Origin of the sequence: Burkholderia sp. MSMB1078WGS (genome assembly GCF_001528895.1) — a bacterium.
Lineage (GTDB): Bacteria > Pseudomonadota > Gammaproteobacteria > Burkholderiales > Burkholderiaceae > Burkholderia.
On the sequence record NZ_LPDI01000101.1, the window covers coordinates 131,481 to 149,437 of the forward strand.

The following is a 17,957-nucleotide window of genomic DNA, read 5'->3' on the forward strand; positions in this document are numbered from 1 at the left end:
GGAAGCGCGCTTAATCGCGGTGATTTTTTTTATAGCCGTTTTTAGCGATTGAGCCGTTTATGAGCACCATTCCGTTGACAAAGCGTGGCGCGGAGCAACTGCGCGATGAATTGCAGCGCCTCAAGTCCGTCGAGCGGCCGGCCGTGATCAACGCGATCGCGGAGGCCCGCGCACAGGGCGACCTGTCCGAAAACGCCGAATACGATGCCGCGAAGGAAAAACAGGGCTTCATCGAGGGGCGCATCGCCGAACTCGAATCGAAGCTGTCCGCCGCGCAGGTCATCGATCCCACGGTGCTCGACGCCGATGGCCGCGTGGTGTTCGCCGCGACGGTCGAGCTCGAGGATCTCGAGTCGGGCGATACCGTCAAGTACCAGATCGTCGGCGACGACGAAGCCGATATCGATCACGGCCTGATCTCGGTCAGCTCGCCGATCGCGCGCGCGCTGATCGGCAAGTCCGAAGGCGACGTCGCCGCCGTGCAGGCGCCGAGCGGCGTGCGCGAGTACGAAATCATCTCGGTCAGCTACATCTGAAGCGGGGCGACGTGATGCCGCATCGCGTGTTCCGTCTGCTGTCGGCCGTGTGGGTCGGCAGCCTGCTGACGATCGGGTATGCGGTCGCGCCCGTGTTGTTCAAGACGCTGGAGCGGATGACGGCCGGTTCGGTCGCCGCCCAGCTGTTCCGCATCGAGGCGATCCTCGGCGTCGTGTGCGGCGTGCTGCTGCTCGCGTTGTCGAACCAGCAGGTGCGGCGCGGCAGCAGCGAATATCGCCGCGTGCGCTGGATCGTCGCCGCGATGGTCGTGTGCGTGCTGGTCGGGTATTTCGCGTTGCAGCCGTTCATGAACGCGCTGCGGGTGGCCGCGATGGATGCGGGCACCGATATCGCGAATTCGCCGTATGCGAGCCGCTTCGGGCTGCTGCACGGCGTCTCGAGCGTGTTCTATCTCGTCGAGAGCGTGCTGGGGCTGATGCTGATCTGGCGTCTGCCGGCGCGCGACGCCTGAGCGGCGCGCCGGGGCAGGGCGGCACGGGAATCCGTGCCGCACCGGCGTGTTACTTGTCCTGGAACGGCCGCTTGGTGCTGGCCTGGCGCTTTTTCGCACGCTTCACGGTGCCGCCTGCGGTCACGCGTTCGTTGCCGCGCACGGTGACCTTGACCGGGCGCGGACGGCGCACGGGGCTCGCGTTCGGCGACACCTTGACGACCTTGACGGTGCGCGGCGCACGACCCTTGCGGTCGTCGGCGGCTTCGGCCGCGCTCGGCAGCGCGCCGGCACGGCGGCCGCGGGTCGGGGCCGCAACCGCCGCCTCGGGCTTCCAGATCACCAGCAGCTTGCCGATGTGCTGGATCGGCGCGGCGTTCAGGCGGTCGCAGATCTCGTCGTAGATCGAGACGCGCGTGTCGCGTTCGTCGCCGAACACGCGGATCTTGATCAGTTGGTGCGCGTCGAGGTGCACCTTGATTTCCTTCAGTACGGCGTCGGTCAGCCCTTCGGCGCCGATCAGCACGACGGGCTTGAGCGCATGGGCCTGGGAGCGCAGCGCGGAGCGCTCGGCGGGAGAAAGCGAAAGGGCGGGCATGGAAATGTCGAAATCTTAATAAGGGCGCGCCGACTGGATAGCGATCGCGGAACGTTACCGCGTCAGCCGTGCGCCGAAACCACGTAAAATCGCGGCTTGGGCCTGAAAAGGGGCCGCAGCCGCGCGAAGAAGACGCGTATTATCCGCTAAAAGCGCGGCTTCACGAAGCAATTGGCAGCAATCTCTCTCTCGAATGGCAAAAAACCGCTTCAACCAGCACTGGCTGCACGACCACATCAACGACCCGTACGTCAAAATGGCGCAGCGGGAGGGCTATCGCGCGCGCGCCGCGTACAAGCTGAAGGAAATCGACGAGCAGGACAAGCTGATCCGTCCGGGCCAGGTGATCGTCGATCTCGGCGCCACGCCGGGCAGCTGGAGCCAGTATGCCCGCAACAAGCTCGCGCAGGGCAAGAAGCGTGACGCGGAGCGCGAAGGCGGCATCGACGGCACGATCGTTGCGCTCGACATCCTGCCGATGGAGCCGATCGCCGACGTCCACTTCCTGCAGGGCGACTTCCGCGAGGACGATGTCCTCCACCAGCTCGAGGAGGTGCTCGAAGGCCGCGCGGTGGACCTTGTTATTTCCGACATGGCCCCCAACCTGTCCGGGGTGGCCTCGGCGGACGCGGCGCGCATCGAGCATCTCTGCGATCTGGCGCTCGAATTCGCGCAGAATCATCTGAGGCCGGACGGTGCGCTGCTCGTGAAGTGTTTTCACGGCAGCGGCTACAGCCAGATCGTCGAGAAGTTCAAACAGCAGTTTAAGGTCGTCGCGCCGCGCAAGCCCAAGGCATCCCGCGACAAATCGTCCGAAACGTTCATTTTGGGTCGGCAACTGAAGCACCCGCGCTGATGCGCAAACGGGCTCCGGCCCTTGCCAGACAAGCGAAGCGCTATCGCGGCGGTTGTCAATGCTTATGGCAGGGGTGGTCGGACTGGATTAGAATGACCGAGGGGCGCCGCAAGGAAAATGTAGGCGCTCGTCTACGAGTGAAGGAGTGGTGCTTTGAACAACAATATGTTTTCGAAGGCAGCGGTGTGGCTGGTGATCGCACTGGTGCTGTTTACGGTGTTCAAGCAGTTCGACAAGCCCCGCGTCCAGGAAGGCGTGTCCTATTCGCAGTTCATGGACGACGCCAAGAACGGCAAGGTCAAGAACGTCATCGTTCAGGGGCGCAACCTCACCGTCACTCCGGCTGATGGCCAGAAATACCAGATCGTGTCGCCCGGCGACATCTGGATGGTCGGCGATCTGATGAAGTACGGCGTGCAGGTCAGCGGCAAGGCCGACGACGAGCCGAACGCGCTGATGTCCGCGCTGTACTACCTCGGGCCGACGATCCTGATCATCGTGTTCTGGTTCTACATGATGAGGCAGATGCAGGGGGGCGGCAAAGGCGGCGCATTCTCGTTCGGGAAATCGCGTGCGCGGCTGATCGACGAGAACAACAACGCGGTGAACTTCTCCGACGTCGCGGGCTGCGACGAAGCGAAGGAGGAAGTGTCCGAGCTCGTCGACTTCCTGCGCGATCCGCAGAAATTCCAGAAACTGGGCGGCCGCATTCCGCGCGGCGTGCTGCTGGTCGGGCCCCCGGGTACCGGCAAGACGCTGCTCGCTCGCGCGATCGCGGGTGAAGCGAAGGTGCCGTTCTTCAGCATCTCGGGTTCGGACTTCGTCGAAATGTTCGTCGGCGTCGGCGCGGCCCGTGTGCGCGACATGTTCGAGCAGGCGAAGAAGCATGCGCCGTGCATCGTGTTCATCGACGAAATCGACGCGGTCGGCCGTCATCGCGGCGCCGGCATGGGCGGCGGCAACGACGAACGCGAGCAGACGCTGAACCAGATGCTCGTCGAGATGGACGGCTTCGAGGCGAACTCGGGCGTGATCGTGATCGCCGCGACCAACCGTTCCGACGTGCTCGACAAGGCGCTGCTGCGTCCGGGCCGTTTCGACCGTCAGGTGTATGTGGGCCTGCCGGACATCCGCGGCCGCGAGCAGATCATGCGCGTGCACCTGCGCAAGGTGCCGATCGCGAACGACGTCGACGCGGCGGTGATCGCGCGCGGCACGCCGGGCTTCTCGGGCGCCGATCTCGCGAACCTCGTGAACGAGGCGGCGTTGTTCGCCGCACGTCGCGGCAAGCGCATCGTCGAGATGCAGGATTTCGAGGACGCGAAGGACAAGATCTTCATGGGTCCGGAGCGCAAGTCGGCCGTGATCCGCGAGGAAGCGAAGCGCGCAACCGCGTATCACGAGTCGGGCCACGCGGTGATCGCGAAGCTGCTGCCGAAGGCCGACCCGGTGCACAAGGTCACGATCATTCCGCGCGGTCGCGCGCTGGGCGTCACCTGGCAGTTGCCGGAGCATGACAACGAGACGTATTCGAAGGATTACCTGCTGGACCGCCTCGCGATCCTGTTCGGTGGGCGGGTGGCCGAAGAGCTGTTCATGAATCTCGTCAGCACCGGCGCATCGGACGACTTCAACAAGGCCACGCAGACGGCGCGTGCGATGGTTGCGCGTTTCGGCATGACCGACGCACTCGGGCCGATGGTCTACGTCGACGACGAGAACGATGCGTCGCCGTTCGGCCGCGGCTTCACGCGCACGATTTCGGAAGCGACGCAGCAGAAGGTCGACTCGGAAATCCGCCGCGTGCTCGACGAGCAGTACAACCTCGCGCGCCGCCTGCTCGAAGAGAACCGCGACAAGGTCGAGGCGATGACGGCCGCGCTGATGGAGTGGGAGACGATCGACGCCGATCAGATCAACGACATCATGGAAGGCCGTCCGCCGCGCTCGCCGAAGAGCTCGCCGGCTGTCGGCGGCGATTCGTCGGGCGGCGGCAGCGCCGAGGTCAAGCCCGGCAGCGCGCCGGCGCCGGCTACGCCGGCGGCATAATCTCCGCTTTAGCACCGTTCACGGGCTGGTGTGGCTTCACACCGGCCCGTTTTGCATTCATCCACGCCCGTTGCTCGTGTCCGATTCCGCAGTGTCCCCGTTCATTCCCGCGCCGCTCCGGTGCGGCCGCTTCGAACTGACGTTCGAACGTCCGCTCGTGATGGGCATCCTCAACGCCACACCCGATTCGTTTTCCGACGGCGGCCGCTTCTTTGCGCGCGACGATGCGCTGCGCCAGGCCGAGCGGATGATCGCCGACGGCGCGGATCTGCTCGACATCGGCGGCGAATCGACGCGCCCCGGCGCGCCCCCCGTGCCGCTCGACGACGAGCTCGCGCGCGTGATTCCGCTCGTCGAGGCGCTGCGGCCGCTGAATGTGCCGCTGTCGATCGATACCTACAAGCCGGCCGTGATGCGCGCGGCGCTGGCCGCCGGCGCGGACCTGATCAACGACATCTGGGGGTTCCGCCAGCCGGGCGCGATCGACGCGGTGCGCGACGGCAATAGCGGCCTGTGCGCGATGCACATGCTCGGCGAGCCGCAGACGATGCAGGTCGGCGAACCCGACTACGGCGACGTCGTGACCGACGTGCGCGATTTTCTCGCGGCCCGCGCCCAGGCGCTGCGCGACGCGGGGGTGGCGGCGGAGCGCATCTGCGTCGATCCCGGCTTCGGGTTCGGCAAGGCGGTCGTCGACGACAACTATGCGCTGTTGGCCGCATTGCCGGACACGGCGCCTGCGCGGCCCGACGGGCGCGCCTATCCGATTCTCGCGGGCATGTCGCGCAAATCGATGCTCGGCGCTGTGATCGGCGGCAAGCCGCCGATGGAGCGCGTCGCGGCGAGCGTGGCGGCCGCGGTGTGTGCGGTCGAGCGCGGCGCCGCGATCGTGCGCGTGCACGACGTCGCGGCGACGGTCGACGCGCTGAAAGTATGGAATGCCGTGCGCGCAGCCGCGCGGCAACGATAAGCAAGTCAGAAAGACGAAGGAGGAAGGATCCCATGGGACGTCGATATTTCGGCACGGACGGCATTCGCGGCACGGTGGGCGACGCGCCCATCACGCCGGATTTCGTATTGCGTCTCGGCTATGCGGCCGGCAAGGTACTGGCCAGCTCGGCCGACGTCGCGGCAGGCTCGCGTCCGACCGTGCTGATCGGCAAGGACACGCGCGTGTCGGGCTACATGCTCGAAGCCGCGCTCGAGGCCGGATTCTCGGCGGCCGGCGTCGACGTGATGCTGGCCGGCCCGATGCCGACGCCCGGCGTCGCGTACCTGACGCGTGCGCTGCGTCTGTCGGCCGGTGTCGTGATCAGCGCGTCGCACAACCCGTATCACGACAACGGGATCAAGTTTTTCTCGGCTGACGGCAACAAGCTGCCCGACGACACCGAAGCCGAGATCGAAGCATGGCTCGACAAGCCGCTCGAATGCGCGCCGTCGGACGGGCTCGGCAAGGCGCGCCGCCTCGACGACGCAGGCGGCCGCTACATCGAATTCTGCAAGAGCACGTTCCCGGCCGCGTTCGACCTGCGCGGGCTGAAGCTCGTGATCGATTGCGCGCACGGCGCCGCGTACCAGGTTGCGCCGCACGTATTCCACGAACTCGGCGCGGACGTCATTCCGATCGGCGTCGCGCCGAACGGCTTCAACATCAACGACGGCGTCGGCGCGACCGCACCGGACGCGCTGGTGCGCGCGGTGCGGGCGAACCACGCCGATCTCGGCATCGCGCTCGACGGCGACGCCGATCGCCTGCAGGTCGTGGACGCGACCGGCCGCCTGTACAACGGCGACGAGCTGCTCTACGTGCTCGTGAAGGACCGGATCGCGACCGACGGCAAGGTCGATGGCGCGGTCGGCACGCTGATGACGAACCTCGCCGTCGAAGTCGCGCTGCAGCGCGAGGGCGTGAAATTCGTGCGGGCGGCGGTCGGCGATCGCTACGTGCTCGAGCAGTTGCGCGAGCGCGGCTGGCAGCTCGGCGCGGAAGGGTCGGGCCACATCCTGTCGCTCGACCGGCACTCGACCGGCGACGGCATCGTGTCGGCGCTGCTCGTGCTGGCCGCGCTGAAGCGCAGCGGCCGCACCCTCGCGCAGATGCTCGACGGCGTCACGCTGTTCCCGCAGAAGCTGATCAACGTGCGGATGAAGCCGGGCGCCGACTGGAAGGGCAGCGCGTCGATTCGCGCCGCGATCGATGCAGCCGAAGCCGCGCTCGCCGGCAGCGGCCGCGTGCTGATCCGCGCATCGGGCACGGAGCCCGTGCTGCGCGTGATGGTCGAAGCGCAGCAGGCGGCCGATGCGGTGCGCCATGCGGAGACGATCGCCGACGCGGTGCGCGCGGCGACGACCTGACCGGGGGCTGGGGCGCGCGGCGATCCGACCGGCCCGCGCGCCGGCTGCCGGTGAATATGCGTGCGGCGCCCTCGGGCGCCGTCGTTTCGTCTGACGCAAAGGTTTGCCATTGCCTGATGAGGCAACATTCGACAAACGCGCTTTTCGGATCGAATCAGGTATCCGACCCCACAATCAAACCTGCTGCCGGCCCGGGCTTCCCGTCCGGCCGATGCTGCGCTACGATGCGCCCGCACGCCCTGGGAAAAGGGCGGTCCATCTTCCCTTCCGAGTCAGGCAATTCTTGCGCCAGCGCCGTTCCCGCGCCTCGCCGCGCCACCCGATACTCCCTTTCAACCAGTCATGTTACTGTCACGCCAGTTTCATCGATTGTCACATTACCGTCATGAGGAGCCCCTAACCTTCGCGGTGCCGTAGTCATCCGCTCACACACTGGAGGTCTCATGAAATTGATGCAAACCGCGATTGCCGGCCTGGCTGGCGCGCTTTTCGCCGTCGCCGCCCACGCTGCCGACATCACGGGCGCAGGTAGCACGTTCGCGATGCCGATCTATACGAAATGGGCTGCGGACTATCAGCAGTCCGGCGGTTCGAAGGTCAACTACCAGGGCATCGGCTCGTCGGGCGGCCTGAAGCAGATCGTCGCGAAGACGGTCGATTTTGCCGGTTCGGACGCACCGCTGAAGGACGAAGAGCTCGCGAAGGAAGGCCTGTTCCAGTTCCCGACGGTGGTCGGCGGCGTGGTGCCGGTCGTCAACGTGCCGGGCGTGAAGGCCGGCGAACTGACGCTGTCGGGCCCGGTGCTCGGCGACATCTACCTCGGCAAGATCAAGAAGTGGAACGACCCGGCGATCGTCGCGCTGAACCCGAAGGTCAAGCTGCCGGATACGGACATCGCCGTGGTCCGCCGCGCTGACGGTTCGGGTACGAGCTTCATCTGGACGAACTACCTGTCGAAGGTCAACGACGAGTGGAAGTCGAAGATCGGCGAAGGCACGACGGTCAACTGGCCGACGGGCACGGGCGGCAAGGGCAACGACGGCGTCGCGGCCTTCGTGCAGCGCCTGCCGGGCGCGATCGGCTACGTCGAGTGGGCGTACGCGAAGAAGAACAACATGACCTACACGGCCCTGAAGAATTCGACGGGCACGGTGGTCGAGCCGAAGACGGAAACGTTCAAGGCCGCAGCAGCAGGCGCGAACTGGTCGAAGTCGTTCTACCAGATCCTGACGAACCAGCCGGGCAAGGAAGCGTGGCCGGTCGTCGGCGCGACGTTCGTGCTGCTGCACGCGAAGCAGGACAAGCCGGAGCAGGGCGCGGAAACGCTGAAGTTCTTCAGCTGGGCGTTCAAGAACGGCGAGAAGGCTGCCGACAGCCTCGACTACATCTCGCTGCCGGCGTCGGTCGAGACGGAAATCCGCAAGCAGTGGAAGACGAAGGTGACGGACGCTTCGGGCAAGCCGGTCGCCGCCGAGTAAGCCATCCAGCGGTTCGCTGCCCGGCCGTGCCGGTCGGGCAGTGTGTGCGGTAAAGCCGGGCGTTACGGCGCCCGGCGATCAAAAGCAGGCACCCATGTCTGATATTTCATACACGTCCTCCCGATCGCCCGACAGTGCACAGCGCGCGCCGAGCCGTCTCGGGGATGTCCTGTTCGGCGGCCTTGCGCGGCTCGCCGCGATCGTGACCCTGCTGTTGCTGGGCGGGATCATCGTTTCCCTGATCTTTGCGTCGATGCCGACCATCCAGAAGTTCGGCCTCGGCTTTCTGTGGCAATCCGAGTGGGATCCCAACTCGGACATCTACGGCGCACTCGTGCCGATCTACGGCACCATCGTGACGTCGATCATTGCGCTCGTCATTGCAGTGCCGGTCAGTTTCGGCATCGCGTTGTTCCTCACCGAGCTCGCACCCGTGTGGCTGCGCCGTCCGCTCGGCATCGCGATCGAGCTGCTCGCCGCGATTCCGTCGATCGTGTACGGCATGTGGGGGCTGCTCGTGTTCGCACCGATCTTCGCCGAATACTTCCAGAAACCGATCGGCCGCCTGTTCAAGGACGTGTGGGTGCTCGGCCCGCTGACGTCCGGCGCGCCGATCGGCATCGGCATCCTCGCGGCCGGCGTGATCCTCGCGATCATGATCATCCCGTACATCGCATCGGTGATGCGCGACGTGTTCGAGGTCACGCCGGTGCTGCTGAAGGAATCGGCATACGGAATCGGTTGCACGACCTGGGAAGTGATGTGGAAGGTGGTGCTGCCCTATACGAAGACCGGTGTGATCGGCGGCGTGATGCTCGGCCTCGGCCGCGCACTCGGCGAAACGATGGCCGTGACCTTCGTGATCGGCAACACCAACCTGCTCGACAGCGTGTCGCTGTTCGCGCCGGGCAACAGCATCACGTCGGCGCTCGCGAACGAATTCGCGGAAGCGCAGCCGGGCCTGCATACGTCGGCGCTGATGGAACTGGGCCTGATCCTGTTCGTGATCACGTTCATCGTGCTGTCCATCTCCAAACTGCTGCTGCTTCGTCTCGAGAAGGGAGAGGGCAAGAAATGAGCGAGCCCATCATGAATTTCCCGGGGCCGGACGGCGCCGCGCTCGACGCGATGCGCAACCGCCTGCAGCGCAAGCGCAAGGCCGTCAACGCGATCGCGCTCGCCGCGTCGCTCGGCGCGATGGCCTTCGGCCTGGTGTGGCTCGTGTGGATTCTCTACACGACGGTGCACCTCGGCGTCGGCGGCCTGTCGCTGCAACTGTTCACCGAATCGACGCCGGCACCGAACACGGAAGGCGGCGGTCTCGCGAACGCGATCGTCGGCAGCCTCCTGCTCTGCGGCTTCGGCACGCTGGTCGGCACGCCGATCGGCATCCTCGCGGGCGTCTATCTCGCCGAATATGGCCAGAAGAACCTGCTGGCGAGCACGATCCGCTTCATCAACGACATCCTGCTCTCGGCGCCGTCGATCGTCATCGGCCTGTTCGTGTACGCGATCGTCGTCGCGAAGTCGGGGCGCTTCTCGGGCTGGGCCGGCGTGATCGCGCTCGCGCTGCTGCAGATCCCGATCGTGATCCGCACGACCGAGAACATGCTGAAGCTCGTGCCGAATGCGCTGCGCGAAGCGGCCGTCGCGCTCGGCACGCCGAAGTGGCGCATGGTGCTGAAGATCACGCTGCGCGCGTCGGTCGGCGGGATCGTGACGGGCGTGCTGCTCGCGGTCGCGCGGATCGCCGGCGAAACGGCGCCGCTGCTGTTCACCGCACTGTCGAACCAGTTCTTCTCGTGGGACATGAGCCAGCCGATGGCGAACCTGCCGGTCACGATCTACAAGTTCGCGATGAGCCCGTTCGCGGAATGGCAGTCGCTCGCATGGGCGGGCGTGTTCCTGATTACGCTCGGGGTGCTCGGACTGAACGTCCTGGCGCGCTCGATCTTCTCGAAAAAGTAACGGCGGAGCAATCCGATGAATATGGCAGAAAGCCACCTGAATCCCGTCGAGCGCAACGCTGCGCCCACCGGCACGCAAGATGCGGCGAACGGCCGTCCGCTCGCGCCGCTGAACGCGAAGATCGAGGTCAACAACCTCAACTTCTTCTACAACAAGTTCCACGCGCTGAAGAACATCAACCTGCGCATTCCCGAAGGGAAGGTGACGGCGTTCATCGGCCCGTCGGGCTGCGGCAAGTCGACGCTCTTGCGCACGTTCAACAAGATGTTCGCGCTCTATCCGGAGCAGCGCGCCGAAGGCGAAATCCTGATGGACGGCGAGAACCTGCTGACGACGAAGCGCGACATCTCGCTGCTGCGCGCGCGGATCGGCATGGTGTTCCAGAAGCCGACCCCGTTCCCGATGTCGATCTACGACAACATCGCGTTCGGCGTGAAGATGTTCGAAAAGCTCACGCGTTCGGAAATGGACGACCGCGTCGAGTGGGCGCTCACGAAGGCCGCGCTGTGGAACGAAGTGAAGGACAAGCTGAGCCAGAGCGGCTACGGGCTGTCGGGCGGCCAGCAGCAGCGTCTGTGCATCGCGCGCGGCATTGCGATCCGTCCGGAAGTGTTGCTGCTCGACGAACCGTGCTCGGCGCTCGACCCGATCTCGACGGGCCGCATCGAAGAGCTGATCGCGGAGCTGAAGAGCGACTACACGGTCGTGATCGTCACGCACAACATGCAGCAGGCCGCACGCTGCTCGGATTACACGGCCTACATGTACCTGGGCGAGCTGATCGAGTTCGGCGAGACCGAAAAGATCTTCATCAAGCCGGTGCGCAAGGAAACGGAAGACTACATCACCGGCCGCTTCGGTTGATGACGGAGAACAACAGTCATGTCGGATAAACATCTGTCGAGCCAGTTCGATGCGGACCTGAATGCCGTGTCGTCGAAAGTGCTGGAAATGGGCGGCCTCGTGGAGTCGCAGATCGTCGGCGCGATGCACGCGCTGAACGAATTCGATCGCGGTGCGGCCGAGAAGGTGATCGCGGCCGAGGAAACGCTGAACGCGATGGAAGTGGACATCGACCAGGAGTGCGGCAACATCATCGCGCGGAGGCAGCCCGCAGCGCGCGACCTGCGTCTTTTGATGTCGATTTCGAAAACGATTACGAACCTCGAACGCGCCGGCGACGAGGCCGAGAAGATCGCGAAGCGCGTGCGCCGCCTGGTCGACGAGCCGGCCGCGCGCGCGGTCAACATCGCCGAGATCAAGGTGTCGGGCGAGATGGCCGTGACGATCCTGCGCCGCGCGCTCGACGCGTTCGCGCGTCTCGATACGGTGGCCGCCGCGCAGATCGTCAAGGACGACAAGGAGATCGACATGGAGTTTCGCGCGTTCGTGCGCAAGCTCGTGTCGTACATGCAGGAAGATCCGCGCACGATCTCGGTCGGCCTCGATTACCTGTTCATCGCGAAAGCGATCGAACGGATCGGCGACCACGCGAAGAACATCGCCGAATTCATCATCTACATCGTGAAGGGCACCGACGTGCGGCACCAGCCGCGCGACACGCTCGATCGCGAAGCCAACAGTTAATCGACTCCGTATAGGAAGAACAGAGGTGCCGATGCCCAGCAACATTCTCGTCGTTGAAGATGAGCCCGCGATTTCCGAACTGATCTCGGTGAATCTCCAGCACGCCGGTCACTGCCCGATCCGTGCGTACAACGCCGAACAGGCGCAGAACCTGATCAGCGACGTGCTGCCCGATCTCGTGCTGCTCGACTGGATGCTGCCGGGCAAGTCCGGTATCGCGTTCGCGCGCGACTTGCGCAACAACGAACGGACCAAGCACATCCCGATCATCATGCTCACCGCCCGCGGCGACGAGCAGGACAAGGTGCTCGGCCTCGAGATCGGCGCGGACGACTACGTGACGAAGCCGTTCTCGCCGAAGGAACTGATGGCGCGCATCAAGGCCGTGCTGCGCCGCCGCGCGCCGCAGCTGACCGAGGACGTCGTGTCGATCAATGGGCTGCGCCTCGATCCGGCCACGCATCGCGTCGCCGCACACGGCGACGGCAGCGAGATCAAGCTCGATCTCGGCCCGACCGAGTTCCGCCTGCTGCATTTCTTCATGACGCATCCGGAGCGCGTGCACAGCCGCACGCAACTGCTCGATCAGGTGTGGGGCGACCATGTGTTCGTCGAGGAGCGTACCGTCGACGTGCACATCAAACGATTGCGCGCGGCCTTGAAACCGGCCGGCTGCGATGCGATGATCGAAACCGTGCGCGGCAGCGGCTACCGCCTCGCCAAGCACGCGTAACGTATTCGGGCATGCCGTGTGCCGCGGCATGCCGTTCATTCTTTCGGACGCTGAATCATGAACATCATCTGGGCGCGCTTTCTGGTGTCGCTCGTGCTGCTCGTGCTGATCGGCGTATTGGTCGGCGTCTTCGCCGGCCCGACCGCGGGTCTTGCGTTCGTGGTCGTGATGCTGGTCGCGCAGGGCTTTTTCAGCACTTTCCATACGCAACGTTTGTGGCGCCTGCTCGATGCGCCGGTCTACGGCGAAGTGCCGAGCGCGCCGGGCATCTGGGGCGAAATCTATTATCGGCTGCACAAGCTCGCGAAGCAGTGGCATGCGCAGGTGCGACAGGTCGAACAGCAGCACTCGCGCTTCATCCAGGCGATCCAGGCATCGCCGAACGGCGTCGCGATGCTCGACGACCACGACCAGATCGAGTGGTGCAACGCGATCGCCGAAGTCCATTTCGGGCTCGATGCGAAGCGCGACCTGCGCCAGCACATCACGAACCTGGTGCGCCATCCCGATTTCGTCCGCTACCTGAATGCGCAGCATTACGACGAGACGCTCGTGATGCGCGGCATGGGCGACTCGCGGCAGAACGTGCTGGCCGTGCAGGTGTTTCCGTACGGCGAGAACCGCAAGCTGCTGCTCACGCAGGACATCACCGAGCTCGAGCGCACCGACGCGATGCGGCGCGACTTCGTCGCGAACGTGTCGCACGAATTGAAGACGCCGCTCACCGTGCTGTCGGGCTTTCTCGAGACGATGCGCGAGCTGCCGCTGAACGAGGAGGATCGCGCGCGCTATCTCGACATGATGGAGCAGCAGGCATCGCGGATGCGGCACATCGTGACCGACCTGCTGGTGCTCGCGAAGCTGGAAGGCGAGAGCAAGCCGCCGGTCGATCACGCGATCGACATGCGTGCGGTGTTCGATCATCTGAAGGAGGATGCGCACACGCTGTCGAACGGGCATCACGACATCGCGTTCTCGATCGACGAGACGCTCGGCGTCACGGGCGCGCAGACGGAACTGTTCAGCGCGTTCGCGAATCTTGTCACGAACGCGATCCGCTATACGCCGGACGGCGGCAAGATCGTCGTGTCGTGGCGGCGCGAAGGCGCGCAGGGCGTGTTTTCCGTCACGGACAGCGGCTTCGGGATTCCGGCCGCGGACCTGCCGCGGCTCACCGAGCGCTTCTACCGCGTCGATCGCAGCCGTTCGCGCGATACGGGCGGCACGGGCCTCGGGCTCGCGATCGTCAAGCACGTGCTGCAGCGGCACGACGCGCATCTGTACGTGCAGAGCGAGGAAGGGCGCGGCAGTACGTTCACCGCACGGTTCCCGGGCTCGCGCATCATTGCGATCCGACCGGCCGCTTACGAGGCATGATCGCGTAGCGGCCGGCGTAAAAAAAGCAGCCCGCGGGCTGCTTTTTTTTGGCGAAGCGGCGCTCGACCCGCATCGCGCCGAGGGCTCACGAGCAGAATTTCGCGAGTAACCCGAGCTGCGCGTTGCGGATCGTCTTGCCGGTGCGACGGCGGCGATAGTGGCCGTCGCTGTGCATCTGCCATGCCGACTGATTGTCGCCGAGGCACACCGACAGCCCTTCGGCGATCACGCGCCGCTTGAGCTTGCGCTCGCGGATCGGGAACGCGACTTCGACGCGGCGGAACAGGTTGCGGTCCATCCAGTCGGCACTCGACAGATAGACGTCCTCGGCGCCGCCCGCGTGGAAATAGTAGATGCGGTGGTGTTCGAGGAAGCGGCCGACGATCGAGCGCACCGTGATGTTTTCCGACAGCCCCGGCACGCCGGGCTTCAGCGCGCAGACGCCGCGCACGATCAGGTCGACCTTGACGCCGGCCTGCGACGCTTCGTACAGCGCGGCGATCACCGACGGCTCCAGCAGCGCGTTCATTTTCGCGACGATGCGCGCGCGCTTGCCGGCCTGCGCATTGACGATCTCCGCGCGGATCGAATCGATGATGCGCGGATGCAGCGTGAACGGCGACTGCCACAGCTCGTGCAGCGTCAGTTCGCCGCCGATCCCGGTCAGTTGCTGGAATACGTGATGAACGTCCTCGCAGATCTTCTGGTCGGCCGTCATCAACCCGAAGTCGGTGTAGAGGCGCGCGGTGCGAGGATGGTAGTTGCCGGTGCCGAGATGCACGTAGCGGCGCAGCGACGCCTTGCCGGCCTGCACCACGCGTCGCACGATCAGCATCATCTTCGCGTGGCACTTGTGGCCGACCACGCCGTACACGACATGCGCCCCGACGGCTTCGAGCTGCGACGCCCAGTTGATGTTGGTTTCCTCGTCGAAGCGCGCGAGCAGCTCGACGACGACGGTCACTTCCTTGCCGTTGCGCGCGGCTTCCATCAGCGCGTCCATCAGCGGCGAGTCGGTGCCGGTGCGGTAGATCGTCTGCTTGATCGCGACGACGCTCGGGTCTCTCGCGGCCTGCTGCAGCAGTTCGAGCACCGGCTGGAAACTCTCGTACGGGTGGTGCAGCAGGATGTCGCCGGCGTCGATCGCGTCGAACATCGTCGGCGCGTTGGTGATGGCGGCAGGCGTCGATGCGGTAAACGGCGTGAACTTCAGGTCGGGTCGGTCGACGAGATCGGGAATCTGCATCAGGCGCACGAGGTTCACGGACCCGGCCACGCGATAGCAGTCCTTGTCGCCGAGTTCGCTTTCCTCGAGCAGGCGTCGCACGATGTGCAGCGGCGTGTCGGCCGACACTTCGAGGCGTACCGCGTTGCCGAGGTGGCGCGCGGGCAGTTCGCCCTGCAGCGCGACACGCAGGTTCGTGATTTCGTCTTCGTCGACGAACAGCTCGCTGTTGCGCGTGATGCGGAACTGGTTGCAGCTCTTCACGACGAGTTGCGGGAAGAGTTCGCCGACGAAGCGCTGCATGAACGAGCTCAACAGCACGAAGCCGTGCTCGAAACCCGACAGCGCATGCGGCATGCGCACTACGCGCGGCAGCGCGCGCGGCGCCTGCACGATGCCCATCACGGCCTGGCGACCGAACGCGTCGCGGCCTTCGAGCTCGACGACGAAGTTCAGGCTCTTGTTCAGCACGCGCGGGAACGGATGGGCGGGATCGAGGCCGATCGGCGTCAGCACGGGCAGCAGCTCGTCGAGGAAGTAGTGGCGCGCCCATTCGAGCTGCTCGTCGTTCCACGAGTCGCTCGCATGGAAGTAGATGCCTTCCTGTTCGAGCGCCGGCAGCACGGTTTCGTGCAGCATCGTGTACTGTCGATGAACGAGCCGCTGCGCGCGTTCGACGACGAGATCGTAAGCGTGCTGTAACGACATGCCGTCGGGCGTCAGCGCGCCGGGGTTGTCGCGGATTTGTTCCTGCAGGCCGGCCATCCGGACTTCGAAGAATTCGTCGAGGTTGCTGCTGGTGATGCAGATGAAGCGCAGGCGCTCGAGCAACGGCACTTGCGGATCGGCCGCCTGGGCCAGCACGCGCTCGTTGAAACCGAGGATGCCGAGTTCACGATTGAGAAGCGGGTAACGGACGGACATCGGCAGAGTAGGGGGGAATTCAGGCGATGAATCGAAAGGACGCTCGGAAACTCTCACGGTACGATGACGTGCTGATGACAACAATGGTTTTATATCGGGAAATTCTACGCCGTAACCGTTTCGTCGCATAAATGTTTCGGCTATATGGAATCGAGCCGTGTGCATGCCCGTGAAGCGTGGCAACGGCAAGCGTTCCACGCTTAAAATGTCGCCTTTGATTGATCGCCCGCGGTTGCCGGAACGGCTGCCGCGGAAGAACGCGCACGGAGCCCCCTTCTGATGGTTACAACTCCCCACTTGCTGGCTGCCGTGGATCTCGGCTCGAACAGCTTCCGGCTGATCGTCGGGCGCGTCGAGGAAACGCCGGCGGGCAGCCAGATCTATCCCGTCGACGCGCTGCGCGAGCCGGTCCGGCTGGCCGCCGGCCTGTCGAGCGACAAGATGCTCGATCGCGCGTCGCAGGAGCGTGGCTGGGAGGCGCTCAAGCGGTTCGGCGAGCGCCTGCGCGATTTCCATCCCGATCATGTGCGCGCGGTGGCGACCAACACGCTGCGCGTCGCGAAGAACGCCGCCGAATTCCTCGGCGAGGCCGAGGCGGCGCTCGGGTTCCCGATCGAAGTGATCGCGGGCCGCGAAGAGGCGCGCCTCATCTATGCGGGCGCCGCGCACTCGGTGCCGGCGAGCGCCGGCAAGCGGCTCGTCGTCGACATCGGCGGCGGCTCGACCGAATTCATCATCGGTTCGCACTACACGCCGATCGTGATGGAGAGCCTATATATCGGCTGCGTGAGCCATAGCCGCGCCTTCTTTCCGGCCGGCAACGTCGACGAATACACGATGCGGCAGGCCGAACTCGCGGCCAAGCGCGAGATCCAGATCATTTCGAGCGAATACAAGAAGGCTGGCTGGGACCAGGCGATCGGGTCGTCCGGCACCGCGCGCGCGCTCGCGGAACTCGTCGAGGCGAACGGCTTCAACGATCCGGGCATCACGCACGGCATTTCGCGCGGCGGCCTCGAGCGGCTCAAGCGTGCGCTGATCAAGGCGGAGAACGTCAACCGGCTGAAGCTGATCGCGCTGAAGCCCGACCGCGTGCCGGTGCTCGCGGGCGGTCTGGCGATCATGCTCGCGGTGTTCGAGGAACTGGGCGTCGACTACGTCGATACGACCGACGGCGCGCTGCGCCTCGGGGTGCTGTACGACCTGCTCGGCCGGACGCAGCACGAGGACATGCGTGCGGTGACCGTCGAGGGTTTCATGCGCCGCTACGGGGTCGATCGTGCGCAGGCCGAGCGGATCGGCGCGCTCGCGGGGCGTTTCTACGACGAGCTCGAGGAAGACGACGAGGAAGCGCGCGAGGAAGGGCGGATGTTCCTCGGCTGGGCGGCCGCGTTGCACGAGATCGGTCTGTCGATCTCGCACAGCGCGTATCACAAGCATTCGGCCTATATCGCGAGCAACGCGGACATGCCGGGTTTTTCGCGCACCGACCAGGCGCGACTTGCCGCGCTCGTGCTCGGCCATGCAGGCAAGCTCGGGAAATTGTCGCAGGCGCGCGAGGTCGAGTGGCCGCTGCTGTTCTGCTTGCGGCTCGCGGCGCTGCTGTGCCGGCGCCGGACCGACGCGGGGCTGCCCGACATTTCCGTTTCGCAGATGAAGAAGGGCGGCTATGAGGTGCGTCTGCCGAACGCCTGGGTCGAGCAGAACCCGTTGACCGACTACAGCCTCAGCCAGGAGGCGGCGGAGTGGGAGAAGGTCGGTATCCCGTATCGCGTGGTGTATACCGGCGCGTGACGGGGCGATAGCGGGCCGGAAG

General features: G+C 65.3%; 16 protein-coding genes. 14 read left to right on the top strand and 2 right to left on the bottom strand.

The features are described from left to right. Positions 1-59: 59 nt before the first annotated feature. Entirely contained in the window at positions 60-536 is a 477-nt protein-coding gene (greA, locus tag WT24_RS27190) for a transcription elongation factor GreA (RefSeq protein ID WP_034206950.1), read from the top strand. 14 nt (positions 537-550) lie between these two features. After that, positions 551-1,009 (top strand): DUF4149 domain-containing protein, encoded by a 459-nt coding sequence (locus tag WT24_RS27195; protein ID WP_060036368.1) that lies wholly within the window; start codon positions 551-553, stop codon positions 1,007-1,009. A gap of 49 nt (positions 1,010-1,058) precedes the next feature. Here the strand turns inward: WT24_RS27195 and WT24_RS27200 are convergent, their stop codons facing one another. Then, the gene (locus WT24_RS27200; protein WP_059501978.1) at positions 1,059-1,586 is read right to left on the bottom strand and encodes a YhbY family RNA-binding protein; all 528 of its coding nucleotides are present in this window, start codon (positions 1,584-1,586) and stop codon (positions 1,059-1,061) included. A gap of 193 nt (positions 1,587-1,779) precedes the next feature. Here WT24_RS27200 and WT24_RS27205 point away from each other — a divergent pair, with 193 nt between their 5' ends. The 11 genes from WT24_RS27205 (at position 1,780) to phoR (ending at position 13,992) form a co-directional block, all read left to right on the top strand. Beyond that, entirely contained in the window at positions 1,780-2,442 is a 663-nt protein-coding gene (locus tag WT24_RS27205) for an RlmE family RNA methyltransferase (RefSeq protein ID WP_060036369.1), read from the top strand. 153 nt (positions 2,443-2,595) lie between these two features. After that, complete coding sequence (ftsH, locus tag WT24_RS27210; RefSeq protein ID WP_034206953.1) at positions 2,596-4,491, top strand: ATP-dependent zinc metalloprotease FtsH; 1,896 nt, start codon at positions 2,596-2,598, stop codon at positions 4,489-4,491. A gap of 28 nt (positions 4,492-4,519) precedes the next feature. Then, complete coding sequence (gene folP, locus WT24_RS27215) at positions 4,520-5,461, top strand: dihydropteroate synthase (protein WP_060036370.1); 942 nt, start codon at positions 4,520-4,522, stop codon at positions 5,459-5,461. 32 nt (positions 5,462-5,493) lie between these two features. After that, positions 5,494-6,849 carry a phosphoglucosamine mutase gene (glmM, locus tag WT24_RS27220; protein ID WP_060036371.1) on the top strand — a complete coding sequence of 452 codons (1,356 nt, stop codon included), beginning with the start codon at positions 5,494-5,496 and terminating at the stop codon, positions 6,847-6,849. A 443-nt stretch (positions 6,850-7,292) separates the two neighbouring features. Then, positions 7,293-8,327 carry a phosphate ABC transporter substrate-binding protein PstS gene (gene pstS / locus WT24_RS27225; protein WP_034206955.1) on the top strand — a complete coding sequence of 345 codons (1,035 nt, stop codon included), beginning with the start codon at positions 7,293-7,295 and terminating at the stop codon, positions 8,325-8,327. Between the two features lie 94 nt (positions 8,328-8,421). Beyond that, positions 8,422-9,405 (top strand): phosphate ABC transporter permease PstC, encoded by a 984-nt coding sequence (gene pstC / locus WT24_RS27230; RefSeq protein WP_059501984.1) that lies wholly within the window; start codon positions 8,422-8,424, stop codon positions 9,403-9,405. Beyond that, positions 9,402-10,295: a phosphate ABC transporter permease PstA gene (pstA, locus tag WT24_RS27235; RefSeq protein WP_059501986.1), complete on the top strand. Its 894-nt coding sequence runs from the start codon at positions 9,402-9,404 to the stop codon at positions 10,293-10,295. Before pstC ends, pstA begins: the two co-directional genes overlap by 4 nt. A gap of 15 nt (positions 10,296-10,310) precedes the next feature. Next, positions 10,311-11,159 carry a phosphate ABC transporter ATP-binding protein PstB gene (pstB, locus tag WT24_RS27240; protein WP_059501988.1) on the top strand — a complete coding sequence of 283 codons (849 nt, stop codon included), beginning with the start codon at positions 10,311-10,313 and terminating at the stop codon, positions 11,157-11,159. A gap of 18 nt (positions 11,160-11,177) precedes the next feature. Continuing rightward, positions 11,178-11,882, top strand: a complete 705-nt coding sequence (gene phoU / locus WT24_RS27245) for a phosphate signaling complex protein PhoU (protein WP_059792414.1) — start codon at positions 11,178-11,180, stop codon at positions 11,880-11,882. 31 nt (positions 11,883-11,913) lie between these two features. Beyond that, positions 11,914-12,615: a phosphate regulon transcriptional regulator PhoB gene (phoB, locus tag WT24_RS27250; RefSeq protein WP_006750313.1), complete on the top strand. Its 702-nt coding sequence runs from the start codon at positions 11,914-11,916 to the stop codon at positions 12,613-12,615. Positions 12,616-12,672: 57 nt separating this feature from the next. Further along, entirely contained in the window at positions 12,673-13,992 is a 1,320-nt protein-coding gene (gene phoR / locus WT24_RS27255; RefSeq protein WP_059501992.1) for a phosphate regulon sensor histidine kinase PhoR, read from the top strand. Positions 13,993-14,077: 85 nt separating this feature from the next. Here phoR and ppk1 read toward each other — a convergent pair whose 3' ends face one another. After that, complete coding sequence (gene ppk1, locus WT24_RS27260; RefSeq protein ID WP_059501994.1) at positions 14,078-16,141, bottom strand: polyphosphate kinase 1; 2,064 nt, start codon at positions 16,139-16,141, stop codon at positions 14,078-14,080. Positions 16,142-16,420: 279 nt separating this feature from the next. On the opposite strand from ppk1, the gene ppx reads away from it, so the two are divergent. After that, positions 16,421-17,935 (top strand): exopolyphosphatase, encoded by a 1,515-nt coding sequence (ppx, locus tag WT24_RS27265; RefSeq protein ID WP_059501996.1) that lies wholly within the window; start codon positions 16,421-16,423, stop codon positions 17,933-17,935. Positions 17,936-17,957: the final 22 nt, after the last annotated feature.